Origin of the sequence: Streptomyces sp. NPDC085900 (assembly GCF_044540925.1) — a bacterium.
GTDB classification, from domain to species: Bacteria; Actinomycetota; Actinomycetes; order Streptomycetales; family Streptomycetaceae; genus Streptomyces; species Streptomyces gilvifuscus.
Genome location: NZ_JBITSP010000013.1, coordinates 168287 through 181771 on the forward strand (window position 1 = coordinate 168287; position 13485 = coordinate 181771).

11 protein-coding genes are annotated in these 13485 nt (G+C 73.0%); 8 read left to right on the plus strand and 3 right to left on the minus strand.

All coding sequences use genetic code 11. The features are described from left to right. Window position 1 precedes the first annotated feature (1 nt). Both ACIGDI_RS35720 and ACIGDI_RS35725 read left to right on the plus strand, forming a co-directional pair. Window positions 2-907 (plus strand): SDR family oxidoreductase, encoded by a 906-nt coding sequence (locus tag ACIGDI_RS35720; RefSeq protein ID WP_399905682.1) that lies wholly within the window; start codon window positions 2-4, stop codon window positions 905-907. Window positions 908-1108: 201 nt separating this feature from the next. Beyond that, complete coding sequence (locus ACIGDI_RS35725) at window positions 1109-1246, plus strand: hypothetical protein (protein ID WP_399905685.1); 138 nt, start codon at window positions 1109-1111, stop codon at window positions 1244-1246. A gap of 3 nt (window positions 1247-1249) precedes the next feature. Here ACIGDI_RS35725 and ACIGDI_RS35730 read toward each other — a convergent pair whose 3' ends face one another. Next, entirely contained in the window at window positions 1250-2146 is an 897-nt protein-coding gene (locus ACIGDI_RS35730) for a hypothetical protein (protein ID WP_399905687.1), read from the minus strand. Window positions 2147-2183: 37 nt separating this feature from the next. Next, window positions 2184-3983 (minus strand): beta-galactosidase family protein, encoded by a 1800-nt coding sequence (locus tag ACIGDI_RS35735; RefSeq protein ID WP_399905689.1) that lies wholly within the window; start codon window positions 3981-3983, stop codon window positions 2184-2186. Window positions 3984-4086: 103 nt separating this feature from the next. On the opposite strand from ACIGDI_RS35735, the gene ACIGDI_RS35740 reads away from it, so the two are divergent. The 6 genes from ACIGDI_RS35740 to ACIGDI_RS35765 all read left to right on the plus strand — a co-directional run bounded on the left by ACIGDI_RS35740 (window position 4087) and on the right by ACIGDI_RS35765 (window position 11649). After that, a complete protein-coding gene (locus tag ACIGDI_RS35740; protein ID WP_399905692.1) occupies window positions 4087-4977 on the plus strand; it encodes a helix-turn-helix domain-containing protein in 891 nt (296 codons plus the stop codon). Between the two features lie 11 nt (window positions 4978-4988). Continuing rightward, complete coding sequence (locus tag ACIGDI_RS35745; protein WP_200705176.1) at window positions 4989-5339, plus strand: chorismate mutase; 351 nt, start codon at window positions 4989-4991, stop codon at window positions 5337-5339. A gap of 141 nt (window positions 5340-5480) precedes the next feature. Beyond that, window positions 5481-6038, plus strand: a complete 558-nt coding sequence (locus ACIGDI_RS35750) for a two-component system response regulator (RefSeq protein ID WP_399905695.1) — start codon at window positions 5481-5483, stop codon at window positions 6036-6038. A 56-nt stretch (window positions 6039-6094) separates the two neighbouring features. Then, window positions 6095-8581, plus strand: coding sequence for an aminopeptidase N (gene pepN, locus ACIGDI_RS35755; protein WP_399905698.1), 2487 nt, complete (start codon window positions 6095-6097; stop codon window positions 8579-8581). 177 nt (window positions 8582-8758) lie between these two features. Next, window positions 8759-10192, plus strand: coding sequence for a pyridoxal phosphate-dependent decarboxylase family protein (locus tag ACIGDI_RS35760; protein WP_399905700.1), 1434 nt, complete (start codon window positions 8759-8761; stop codon window positions 10190-10192). After that, the gene (locus ACIGDI_RS35765) at window positions 10189-11649 is read left to right on the plus strand and encodes a lysine N(6)-hydroxylase/L-ornithine N(5)-oxygenase family protein (RefSeq protein ID WP_399905702.1); all 1461 of its coding nucleotides are present in this window, start codon (window positions 10189-10191) and stop codon (window positions 11647-11649) included. Before ACIGDI_RS35760 ends, ACIGDI_RS35765 begins: the two co-directional genes overlap by 4 nt. Here ACIGDI_RS35765 and ACIGDI_RS35770 read toward each other — a convergent pair. After that, window positions 11646-13451: a bifunctional metallophosphatase/5'-nucleotidase gene (locus ACIGDI_RS35770; RefSeq protein ID WP_399905705.1), complete on the minus strand. Its 1806-nt coding sequence runs from the start codon at window positions 13449-13451 to the stop codon at window positions 11646-11648. The two genes, ACIGDI_RS35765 and ACIGDI_RS35770, sit on opposite strands and share 4 nt — an antisense overlap. Window positions 13452-13485 lie beyond the last annotated feature (34 nt).

Consider the following 13485-nt stretch of genomic DNA (forward strand, 5'->3'; position numbering starts at 1 on the left):
GATGAGCGGAATCTGTCAGGGCAGGGTCGTCGCCGTCACCGGTGCCGGGCGCGGGCTCGGGCGCGCGCACGCGCTGGCGTTCGCCGCCGAGGGAGCGCGAGTCGTCGTCAACGACCTGGGGGTCGGCCTGGACGGCACGCCGGGCCCCGACAGCCCCGCGGGGCGGGTCGTCGACGAGATCCGCGCGGCGGGCGGCGAGGCGGTCGCCCACGGCGGCGACATCGCGACCACCGAGGGCGCGGCCTCGCTCGTCACGACCGCCCTGGAGGCCTACGGCCGTCTCGACACCCTCGTCAACAACGCGGGGTTCCTGCGCGACCGGATGCTGGTCAACCTCGACGAGGACGACTGGGACGCCGTGATGCGCGTGCACCTCAAGGGGCACTTCCTGCCGCTCAGGCACGCCGCCGCACACTGGCGGGCGGAGGCCAAGGCGGGCCGGACGCCGGTGGCCAGGGTCGTCAACACCAGCAGCGGAGCGGGCCTGTTGGGGTCGGTCGGGCAGGGCAACTACAGCGCCGCGAAGGCCGGCATCGTCGGGCTGACGCTGGTCGCCGCGGCCGAACTCGCCCGCTACGGCGTCCAGGTCAACGCGATCGCGCCCGCCGCCCGCACCCGGATGACGGAACGCACGTTCGCCGGGACCATGGCCGCCCCCGAGACCGGCTTCGACGCCATGGCCCCCGAGAACGTCTCACCCCTCGTCGTCTGGCTCGGCTCCGCCGCGAGCGCCGGGGTGACGGGCCGGGTCTTCGAGGCGGAGGGCGGCCGGATCACCGTGATGGAGGGCTGGCGGCCGGGACCGAGCGCCGACAAGGGGGCGCGCCGGACCCCCGCCGAGGCGGGGGAGGAGGCTCTGAAGCTGCTCGCGCTGGCCGAGGCGCCGGGGGCGGTGTACGGCGCCTGAGCGCGCTCGGCCGGACATCCGGGCGGCGGCCCTGCACCGGCGCCCGGCCGCTGGTGCCGGGGCTGGTGCTCGCCGGGGCCGGGCTGGGGCTGCTGGTGGTGCCGCTGGTGGACGTGGTGCTGTCCGCGGTGCCGGGCGTGCGGGGCGTCGGGGATCTTCGCCACGGCCCAGCAGTTCGGGGGTGCGCTCGGGGCGGCCGTCGTGGGGACCGTGTTCTTCGACCACGCCGCCTCGGGCCTGCGGGACGTGCTCGGGGCGGCGATGCCCTGGGTGGTCGGCGGGTTCGTGGTGAGCGCGGCACTGAGCGGGGCGCTGCCACGCCGGTCCGTCGCCCCCTGACGCCTACGTGTCGCACTCCAGAACGGTCCTGCACAACCCGCACCGCGCCCGCACCCGCCCCTTCACCGGCACCCTGATCCGCTGGTGGCAGGTCGGGCAGGGGAACGACACCCGCAGGGGGCCGTGGCCGTCGGGGGTGAAGCTGTAGGGGACCTCCGGGGGAGGGGGGCCGTCGGCCCGGTCCTGGGCGTGGCGGCGGTCGCGGGCGTAGCGGCGGCGGCCCGCCCAGCCGGCCGCCGTCAGCGGGGGCTGCTGCTCGTCGCGGCGGGCCCGGGCCATGCCTTGGGTGTAGGCCTCGTAGGCCTGGGGGCTGGTGAACCACACGGACGGGTCCTCGTGGAAGACCAGGGCCCGTTTCGCCAGGACGTAGCCGAACTCCTCAGGCGTCAGATAGCCCAGCTTCTGCGAGGAGGCCGCGTCCTCGCGGTAGGCGTCCAGCAGCAGCCAGCCCGCGCCCAGGTAGGTCGTCGCCGTGTCCGTGAGGATCTCGTTGTCGCGCGTGCCGGGGAAGGACAGGTCCAGGCGGTGCAGATAGACGTGCATGATCTCGTGGGCCAGGGCGGCGCCGATGTCCCGGCGGTGGGTGCGGAAACGGTCGTTCAGCTCCACGAAGTACTCCGGGCCCGCGGCCAGTTCGACGTTCGCCGCGTGTGTCATCTCGCGGAAGCCGACGATCATCCGGGCGTCCGGGAGCCGGTAGTGGCGCACCAGCTCGCGGGCCACGCGCTGGGTGCCCAGATGGAGGTCGTCGGTGTCGCTGAAGGCCACGTCGGCCGGGAGCACGCTGGCCGAGAAGGTCTGGATGGTGTCGTAGGACAACCGCTTGTAGAGCGCGGTGACGGCGGCCCGCACCGTCTCCAGGTGTGGGTAGCCGTGCTCGACCGGTCCGCCGTTCGCCACGCCTGAACCCCCAAGACGCCCTGAACCCGATTCCACTCTACGGTGAGGAGAGCGGATTTTCGCTGGTCGGGTTCCCGGTGCCGGGCGGCGGGACCGGCCCCAGCCGTACGGCCTCCGCGGACGCCTCCTCCAGCTCCAGCAGCCACACCTCGTTCTCGCCCTCGCGCAGCACCGGTCCCGGCACGTACAGGGACCGCTGCGGGCCCACCGACCAGTAGCGGCCCAGGCAGAAGCCGTTGATCCACGCGAAGCCGCGGGTGCGGCCCGGTAGTTCGAGCAGCGCGTCCCCGGCGCCGCGCACCGTGACGGTGCCCCGGTACAGGCCGGGGGCGCCGTCTCCGGCGTACGGCTCGAAGGGCACGTCCCCGATGTCGTCCAGGGCGTCCAGGCGCAGCCCACGCGCGCGTACCCCGTGCAGATACTGCCGCTCGTGCAGCAGGCCCCCGGTGATGCCCTTGGGCTCACCGCTGCGGGGCCCGTAGTTGACGCGGCCCAGGGACTCCACCCACAGCTCCACGCGCGCGTGCCCGGCGACGGGCTCCTTGAGCTGCTCGTCGCCCTCGGCGAGCACCCCCGCCCGCTCCCCGTCGACGTACACCACGGCCAGGTCCCGCAGGCCGCGCGCGATCAGCGGGTGGGGCTGCCGGGGCCCGGGCACCGTCACCGCGTACCGCACCAGGCCCCGGTCCACGTCCAGCTCCTCGAAGGTGGGCGGCACGGGCGTCGCCGTCTCCGGGCCGCCGCGCGCCTCCAGTACGGCGTCCAGGGACGCCCGGCCGGTCAGCCGCACCTCGGCCGGCGCGCCCAGGACCGGGGGAGCGGGCGGCACCTCGGGCAGCGGGCCCCCGGCGTACTCGGCGAGCACCTCCCGGAACCGCCGGAACTTCTCGGTCGGACGGCCGAACTCGTCGACGGGGGCGTCGTAGTCGTAGGACGTGGTGTCCGGCTCCAGCGGGCCGTCGTGCAGGGCGCCGCCGCCCCGGTTGGCGCCCGCCCAGCCGGCGAAGCTGGTGCCGCCGTGCGCCATGTAGAGGTTGACGGAGGCGCCGCACTCCAGGATCTCGCGCAGCGCGGCCGTCGCGTCCCCGGCGTCCCGGGTGACATGCGTGCCGCCCCAGTGGTCGAACCAGCCGCACCAGAACTCCATGCACATCAGCGGCCCCTCGGGGCGCGACCGGCGCAGGGCAGCGAACGCCTCGCGCGCGTGGGAGCCGAAGTTCACGGTGGCGAGGACGCCCGGGACCGAGCCACCGGACAGCATGTGGTCCTCGGGACCGTCCGAGGTGCACAGCGGGACCGTGACGCCGAACTCGCGCAGCAACTCGGTCAGCCGGCGCAGATAGACGGCGTCCGAGCCGTAGCTGCCGTACTCGTTCTCGACCTGGACCATGATCACGGGGCCGCCGCGGTCGATCTGCCGGGACGTGATCTGCGGCAGCAGCGCGGCGAACCAGCGCCGCAGATGCTCCAGGAACCGCTCGTCGCGGGTACGCGCGCGCGTGCCCAGCTCGCCCGTCAGCCAGTGCGGCAGCCCGCCGTTCTCCCACTCGGCGCAGATGTACGGCCCCGGCCGCACGATCGCCCACAGCCCCGCCTCCCGGGCCGCGTCCAGGAACCGGCCGAGGGCGGCCACGTCGTCGTGGACGCCGGGCCTCGGCTCGTGCAGGTTCCACGGCACGTACGTCTCCACGCAGTTGAGGCCCATCGCCCGCAGCATCGCCAGCCGGTGCCCCCAGTGCGCCTCGTGCACCCGGAAGTAGTGCAGCGCCCCCGACAGCACCCGCACCGGCCGACCGTCCAGCAGGAAGTCCGCTTCCCCCACCGTGAACTCGCTCATGCGCCCCAGCCTCACCCCTGGCGGCGATCACGTCCATGGACAAAGATCGACGCTGCTTGGACGAAAACGACGCCACCGGCGGGGGAGCGGGAGGAGCGCGCCGATGTACCACACCTGGATGCGGTTCTTCAGCCCCGGCCCGGCCCACCACCGGCTCGGCCTGGTCTGCCTCGGCGTCGGCCTCCAGTACGGCGCGCTGCCCACCGTCGGCCCCCGTACCCTCGACCACCACGTCGCCGTCGTCATCAACGCCGGCACCGGCTGGTACCGCGCCCCCGACGGACGCCGTACGACCGTCACCGCACCCGCACTGCTGTGGCTCACCCCCGGAGTGCCCCACCACTACGCGCCCGACCCCGACGGCGGCTGGGACGAGGGCTTCGTCGACTTCACCGGGCCCGCCGCCGCCACGTACACCGAACTCGGCTACATAGAGCCGCACCGTCCCGTGGTGCCCCTCTCCGACGCCACCGGCCCGCGCGCCGTGATCGGCCGCATGGCCCGCGCCGCCCGCCGCGGAAACCCCCTCCTGGAGGTCGAGACCGGCGCCGCCGTCCACGAACTCCTCGTGGCCCTGCGCCGCGCCCGCGCCGACCTCGCGCCCGACGGCGACGACGTCCTCGGGGCTCTCGCCCGCGACGCCTGCCTGCCGCTGACGGTCGCCGACCACGCGGCCCGGCACGGCATGACCCCCGCCGAACTGCGCACCGCCGTCCGGCGCGGCGCCGGGTGCAGCCCCAAGGACTACCTGCTCGGCATCCGCCTCGGCCGCGCCAAGGAACTCCTCGCCGCCACCGAACTGCCCGTCGCCGCCGTCGCCCGCCGCGTCGGCTACGACGATCCGGCCTACTTCTCGCGCCTGTTCACCCGCCGCGTCGGCACCGCGCCGATCCGCTTCCGTGCGCAGCAGTACCGCGCCGTCCCCGGCGGCTGGAGCGACCAGGTGCCCGATCCCGAGGATCCGCCCATGATCGAACGCGCCCCCGCCCCGTAGGCTGTGCGCCCATGACCACCAGCAACAACGCGGCCGGCGACGTCGACCCGGCCGTCCTCGCCGAACTGGCCCGGCTGCGCGCCAGCATCGACAACATCGACGCCGCCGTCGTCCACATGCTCGCCGAACGCTTCAAGGCCACGCAGCAGGTCGGCCACCTCAAGGCCGCCCACCAGCTGCCCCCCGCCGACCCGGCCCGCGAGGCCCGCCAGATCGAGCGTCTGCGGGGCCTGGCCGAAAGCGCCAAGCTCGACCCGGGCTTCGCTGAGAAGTTCCTGAATTTCATCATCGCGGAAGTCATCCGCCACCACGAGCGCATCGCGGAGGACGCCGTCAACGGCAGCGCAAAAACGGCGAATTGACCTCGGTCGATGCGGCAAAGGAGGTGACAGGCGGGCCGCCGGGGGGCATGCTGCGCTGTGCACTGCATGTCAGCTGACGGACACGTCCCGTCAGCGGTTCGGTCCTAAGCTGGTTGTCCCACGCGGGAGGGACGTCGGGCCATGCCGGATGCCAAGATCCTCATCGTCGACGACCACGAGGACACGCTGTACGCGCTGGAGAGCGCCCTGGCCCCGCTGGGCTACCAGCTCGGCCGCGCCACCAGCGGCGACGAGGCGCTCAAGCAGGTGCTGCGCGGGCAGGTCGGCCTCCTCGTCCTCGACGTCCGCATGCCCCGGGTCAGCGGCCTCGAGGTGGTGCGCTACATGCGCCGCGTGGAGCAGACCCAGCACATCCCGGTCATCCTGGTCACGGGCTTCGGCCCGGACCACGAGCTGACCGCCGCCGCCTTCGGCCTCGGGGTCGCCGACCTCGTCATGAAACCGGTGGACCCGTGGGCCCTGCGCACCAAGGTCCGCTACCTCTACGACGCCCACCGTGCCCGGCTCGCCCTCGAACAGGAGATCCGCGAACTGCGCGCCCTCGTCAAGGAGCACCCCGGCACCACCGGAACGGACGAGCCCGCGCCCGGCGCCGCCCTGCCCCACCCGGACGCCCGGGTGCCCCCGCAGCGGGCGTCCGAGGCGCACGACGGGGAGCTCGAGCAGGACCGGACATAGGTCGCGTACCGGTCCGCCTCTGTGCCCTGTCAGCGCCATCGGGCAGCATTACCCGCATGTCCGTACTGACGCGCGACGAAGCGCAGACCCGTGCCAGGCTCCTCGACGTCCACCGCTACTCGATCGAGCTCGATCTGACGACCGGCGACGAGACCTTCGACTCCCGCACCGTCATCCGCTTCACCGCGCGCACGGACGCCGCCACCTTCGTCGAGCTCAAGCCCGCCGAGCTGCTCGCCGCAACCCTCGACGGTCAGCCGCTGGACCCGGAGAGCCTGGACGGCAACCGTCTGCCCCTGGACGGCCTCGCCGCCGGCGAGCACGAGCTGCGCGTCGAGGCCCGCATGCGCTACTCCCGCACCGGCGAGGGCATGCACCGCTTCACCGACCCCACCGACGGCGAGACCTACGTCTACACCCAGCTCTTCATGGACGACGTCCAGCGCGTCTTCGCCGCCTTCGACCAGCCCGACCTCAAGTCCGTCTTCGAGCTGACCGTGACCGCCCCCGACGGCTGGACGGTCCTCGCCAACGGCATCACCGAGCGCCTCGACGACGGCCGCTGGCAGGCCGCCCCCACACCCCTGATCTCCACCTACCTCGTCGCCGTCGCCGCCGGCCCCTGGCACTCCGTGCGCACCGAGCACCGCGGGCTGCCCTTCGGCCTGCACTGCCGCCGCTCGCTCGCCCCCTACCTGGACACGGACGCCGACGAGCTGTTCGACATCACCCGGCGGTGCTTCGACCGCTACCACGAGAAGTTCGAGGAGCCCTACCCCTTCGACTCCTACGACCAGGCGTTCGTCCCCGAGTTCAACGCCGGCGCCATGGAGAACCCGGGCCTGGTCACCTTCCGCGACGAGTTCGTCTACCGCTCCGCCGTCACCGACACCGAGCGCCAGACCCGCGCCATGGTCGTCGCCCACGAGATGGCCCACATGTGGTTCGGCGACCTGGTCACCCTGCGCTGGTGGGACGACATCTGGCTGAACGAGTCCTTCGCCGAGTACATGGGCTACCAGACCCTCACCGAGGCCACCCGCTTCACCGACACCTGGACCGACTTCGGCGTCGCCCGCAAGGCCTGGGGCTACGACGCCGACCAGCGCCCCTCCACCCACCCCGTCGCCCCCGAGAACGTCGACGACACGGCCTCCGCCCTCCTCAACTTCGACGGCATCTCCTACGCCAAGGGCGCCTCCGCGCTGCGCCAACTGGTCGCCTGGCTCGGCGAGAAGGACTTCCTGGCCGGCATCAACACCCACTTCGCCCGCCACCGGTTCGCCAACGCCGGCCTCGCCGACTTCATCGACTCCCTCGCCTCCGCCACCGAGCGCGACGTCCACGCCTGGGCCGACGCCTGGCTGCGCACCACCGGCGTCGACACCCTCAGGCCGGTGGTGACCCGCGGCGACGAGGGCACGTACACCCTGGAGATCGAGCACACGGGCAGCCGCCCGCACCGCGTCGCCGTCGGCCTCTACGACCAGGACGTCGCCGACGAGAGCCGCCACCTGGTGCTGCGCCGACGCCTCGACCTCGACGTCCCGCAGACCGAGCCCCACCCCCTCGGCAAGCGCCCCGCCCTGCTCGTGCTCAACGACGGCGACCTCACCTACGCCAAGATCCGCTTCGACGCGGAGTCCTTCGAGACGGTGCGGGCCAACCTGTGCGGCCTGCCCGACCCGCTCACCCGCGCGGTCGTCTGGAACGCCCTGCGCGACAGCGTCCGCGACGGCGAACTCCCGCCCACCGCCTACCTGGAGGCGGCCCGCGCCCACCTGCCGCACGAGACCGACCTCGCCCTCGTCCAGGGCGTCCTCGCCTTCGCCACCGCCCAGATCGCCGGCCGCTACGTGACCCCCGAGGGCCGCCCCGCGGCCCTGGCCACCCTCTCCTCCCTCTGCCGCGACCTCATCCGCCGCACCGAGGACGGCGACAACCCCGGCCTGCGCCTGATCGCCGTGCGCCACTTCATCGACGTCGCCGCCCAGCCCGACACGATCGCCGCCTGGCTCGCCGACGGCACCGTCCCCGGCGGCCCGGAACTCGACCCCGAGCTGCGCTGGCGGGTCCTCGCCCGCCTCGCCGTCCTCGGCGCCGTCGACGAGGCCCGGATCGCCGTCGAACTCGACCGCGACCTCTCGGCCACCGGCCAGGAGGGCGCCGCCCGCTGCCGGGCCGCCCTGCCCGACGAGGCGGGCAAGGCCAAGGCCTGGGAGGCGATGTTCGGCAGCGACGACCTGTCCAACTACCTCTTCATCGCCACCGCGCAGGGTTTCTGGCAGCCGGAACAGGCCGACCTTGTCGGCGCGTACGTCCCTCGCTACTACGAGGACGCCGTCGCCGTCTCCGCGCGCCGCGGCCCCGCCATCGCCGACGCCGCCGGCCGCTCGGCCTTCCCGGTGCACGCGGTGGACGCGGAGACGCTGCGCCTGGGCGAGGCGTGCCTGCGCGACGCCGAGCCCATCCCGGCACTGCGCCGCAAGCTCGTCGACCAACTCGACGACCTGCGCCGCGCACTGCGGGTGAGGGAGGGGTAACACAGGCGGACGCCGGCGGGAGGGCGGCGAACCTCCCCACCTCCCGCCGCCGGTCCAACACCTTTTCCCCGCACGGGAGTACCCCCTTTCGGGTTCCGATCGTTGAACTTTTCGGGCACGCGCACCCATCCACGTACAAGCTGGAACTCCCTCTGCTCGCGCGTCCCGGAGGAACCCATGAGCACACCGAGCCTCGCCTCGGGTCCCGGAGGCCCGAACGCCCTGCGCCCCCTGCTCGAGACCGTGCTCGACGCACTCGCCCTCGGCGCACGCGCACGCGGCGGACCGCTGCCGGCCGGGGGGCCCGACGCCGTCGCCGCACGGGTGCGGGCCGCCGTGGGCGACGTACTGCCGCGGGACGGCGATCCGGACGCCCTGCACACTCTCGTGCAAGCCCTCGCGGAGGGCGCCGCCGACCCGGCCGACCCGCTGTGCGCCGCCCATCTGCACTGTCCGCCGCTGGCCGTCGCCGTGGCCGCCGACCTCGCCGCGAGCGCGCTCAACCCCTCCCTGGACTCCTGGGACCAGGCGCCGGCGGCCTCGGAACTCGAAGCCCTCGTGACCGGGGCGCTCGCACGGGAGGTCTACCCGGGCCCGCCCGAGGCGCACGGCCCCGACGCCCTCGTCACCACCGGCGGCACCGAGTCCAACCAGCTCGCCCTGCTCCTCGCCCGCGAGACCCTCGGCGCCGGCGTCCGGCTCGTCTGCGGGGCCAACGCCCACCACTCGCTGCCCCGCGCCGCCCGGCTGCTCGGCCTGCCCGAGCCGGTGATCGTGCCCGCCCCCGCCGGCGCCCTCGACCCGGCCGCCCTCGACGAGGCCCTCACCGCCGTTCCCGGACCGTGGCTCGTCGCCGTCACCGCCGGCACCACCGACGCCGGCCTCATCGACCCCCTCCCCGAGCTCGCCGCCCTGTGCCGGGCGCACCGCGCCCGTCTGCACGTCGACGCCGCCTACGGCGGAGGCCTGCTGTTCAGCGCCCGCCGCCGCGGCCTGCTCACCGGCCTGGCGGCCGCCCACACCGTCACCCTCGACCTGCACAAGCTCGGCTGGCAGCCGGTCCCGGCCGGCTTCCTCGCCGTACGCGACGCCCGCGACCTCGGTGCCCTGCACCAGCGGGCCGACTACCTCAACGCCGCCGACGACACCGAAGCCGGCCTCCCCGACCTCCTCGGCCGCTCCCTGCGCACCTCCCGCCGCCCCGACGTCCTGAAGACCGCCGTCACCCTCAAGGCCCTGGGCCGCGCCGGTCTCGGCGCCCTTGTCGACCAGGTCTGCGAGCGGGCAGGGGAGTTCGCGGAGCTCGTCCGGAACGACGCCCGCTTCGAGCTCTACGACCGCCCCACCATCAGCACCGTCCTGTTCCGGCCCGCCGACGCCCCCGACGACGCGGTGGCCGCCGTCCGCAGGCACCTCCTCGAACAGGGCCGCGCCGTCCTCGGCCGGGCCCGCCTCGACGGCCGCCTCTGGCTCAAGGCGACGATCCTCAACCCCCACACCCGCCCGGCCGACCTGACCAGCCTGCTCACGGCCGTCGCGCAAGCCCTCCGAGCAGGAGAAGCAAGCCAAGCACGCGCGAAGGACCTCGCGGAAGGAAACACCCCCCGATGAGCACCACCCCCAACCCCCACCCCCCGCACCACGAGCCCGACGCCCCCCGCGACCTGGTCGGCATCGGCATCGGCCCCTTCAACCTCTCCCTGGCCGCCCTCGCCCAGCCCCTCACCGGACTCGACACGGTCTTCTACGACCAGCGCCCCGCCTTCGACTGGCACCCGGGCCTGCTCATCGACGGCGCCCGCATCCAAGTCCCCTTCCTCGCCGACCTGGTGACCCTCGCCGACCCCACCAGCCCGTGGACCTTCCTCAACTACCTCAAGGACCGCGGCCGCCTGTTCCCCTTCTACTTCGCCGAGCGCTTCCACATCCAGCGCGCCGAGTACGACGCCTACTGCCGCTGGGTCAGCGAGCGGCTGCCCGGCCTGCGCTTCGGCCACCAGGTCGACGCCGTCCGCTGGAACCCCGAACGCGACCTCTTCGAGGTCGACTTCACCCAGCTCGACAGCGACGGGGAGGCCGAGGCCCTCGGCCGTACCTACACGCGGAACGTCGTCCTGGGCATCGGCACCGAGCCGTACGTGCCCGACCCCCTCAGGCCGCTCGTCGAGGCCCCGGCCGTCCCGGTGTTCCACGCCGCCGACTACCTCGCCCACCGCGACACGATCCTCGCCGCCGGTCACGTCACGGTGATCGGCGCGGGCCAGTCCGGCGCCGAGATCTTCCTCGACCTGCTGCGCACCCGCCCCGCCGGCCGCGAACGGCTGCACTGGCTCGGCCGTACCGAGGCCTTCGCGCCGATGGAGTACTCCAAGCTCGGCCTCGAACACTTCACGCCCGACTACACCAGCTACTTCCACGCCCTCCCCGAAGGCGTCCGCGACCGCCTGGTCACCACCCAGTGGCAGCTGCACAAGGGCATCGACGCCGACACCCTCGCCGCCATCCACGACGAGCTCTACCGCCGCACCCTGCACGGCGGCTGGCCCGACGCCGTCCTCACCCCCGGCGTCCGCGTCCGCACGGCGGGCAGGATCGCCACGACCAAGGTCGAACTCCATCTGGAGCACACCCAGCAGAACACGCGATCCCGCCTCACCACCGACGCCGTGGTCCTCGCCACCGGCTACCGCGAACGCCCCCTGGACCGCATCCTCGCCGGCCTCGACCCCTACCTGCGCCGCGACAGCCGCGACCGCCCCCGCGTCGACGAGTCCTTCCGCCTGGTCTGCGACCCCTCGGTCACCGGCTCGGTGTACGTCCAGAACGCCGGACGCCACACCCACGGCGTCGGCACCCCCGACCTCGGCCTCGCCGCCTGGCGCAGCGCCGCCATCCTCAACGCCCTGAGCGGCGAGGAGGCCTACCCGCTGCCCGGGCGGACGGCGTTCACCACCTTCGGACTCGACGAACAGCGGCCGACCACGCCCGTCGTGCCGCAGGCCCGACAGGCGCAGGTCCTCACCCCGCTCGTGGACGGCAGGCAGGAGACGTTCCGGACGACGATCTAGAAGACCGGCGTGCCGTTCCTGGTCAGCTTCCAGTCCACCGACGCGAAGTCCTCCGGGTCCAGCACGCCCTTCGCCGTCACCCACTCCGCGATCCGCGTACGGATCTCCGTCGACTCCGACCACAGCTCCTGCGCGGACGCCACATGCGGGAAGGCGCCGCCGCCGTTGGCGCGGTAGTTGTTGACCGCGAACACGAACTGCTGCGCGTCGTCCAGCGCGGCGCCGCGGTACGTGAGGTTCTTGATCCGCGAACCGGCCGCCTGGGCGATGTCGATGTCGTACGACAGCCCCGACACGTAGTCGTAGTTGTAGTCCGGGCGGTTGCCGGCGTTGGTCAGCTTCTCCACGTCGACGACCGCGTCCGGCGCGGTCTGCACGAAGTACTCCGCCGAGTACTCCAGGTACGCCCGGATCTGAGCACCCGTCAGCAGCTTGGCGACCAGCGTGTTGTCGTACACGTAGAGGGACGACAGGTCCCGGATGGTGATGTCGCCGGCCGGGATCTCCGACGTCCGCGAGAACGGCGAGGCCTGTGCGATCACCGGCAGCGAGGCGTACTGCGTGCCCGCCAGCGCCGACTTGACCACGTCCTCCTGCACCCTGGTGATCAGGTCGATGATCGGCGCGTCCTTGTAGCGCGCCTCGACCGTCGTCAGCGTCTCGGTCGCCCGGCCGACGACCTGGTTGACGTACTCGACGACCTTCGCGTGCTCGTCGGTCAGCAGCTTGGTGATCTTCGGGTCGTCGGCGACGGTGTTGGAGTTCAGCACCTTCGACGACACCGACTCGACGGCCCAGCTGCCCTTGGCGAAGACCAGCTCGACGTCGAACACGGACAGGCGCTCCGCGTACGCCAGCGGCTCCGACAGCACCACCGGCTTCCCGGTGGTGGTGTTGGTGACCTTCAACTCCGGGATCTCCACGTGCGCGTGGCCCACCAGGATCGCGTCGATGTCCGGCACCTGCTGCGCGACCAGCGCGGCCGAGTTCTCGACGTACGGCACCTGGTCACCGTAGGAGGACGTGCCGGACGAGCCGCTGTGCGCGGACACGATCACCACGTCGGCGCCCATCGACTTCAGCTTCGGCACCCACTTCGCGGCCTGCTCCTCGAGCCCAGGGAACTGAAGCTTCCCCTGCACATAGGCCTTGTCCCAGATCGCGATGCCCGGGTTCGTCAGACCGAGCACCGCGACCTTCACCGGCGGCGCCCCCGGCACCCGGAACTTCTTGATGAAGTACGGCGGGAAGGCGGGCCGCTGCGTCTTCGCGTCCACCGCGTTCGCCCCGAGCAGCGGGAAGCGCAGCTGCTCCTCGAACTTCCGCAGGGTCTCGATGCCGTAGTTGAACTCGTGGTTGCCCAGTGCCGCCGCGTCGTAGCCGATCGCGTTCATGGCCTGCGCCATCGGGTGCACCGGTCCGCCCTCGGCGGTGATCGGGTCCACCTTCGCGTAGTAGTACGTCAGCGGGGTGCCCTGGATGGTGTCGCCCGCGTCCAGCAGGAGGGTGTTGCAGCGGCCCTTCTCCTCGCGCAGCTGGTTCACGAGCGTCGAGATCCGGGCCAGGCCCTGCGCGTTGCCGGCCTTGTCGGAGTACTCCGCGTCTTTGAAGTAGTCCCAGTTGAAGACGTGCCCGTGCAGGTCGGTGGTGCCCATGACGGTCAGCGAGTAGCGCTTGGCGGGCTTCTTCGCCGGCGTGCCGGGCGCCGCCTGCGCCGCCGGAGCCGCCACCGCGCTCGCGATCGCCACCCCCGCTCCGGTCGCGGCCGACTTCTTCAGGAACTTCCGCCGGTTCAAGGGCATGTCTCGATCTCCTCGGGAAACGGTCAACAACGCG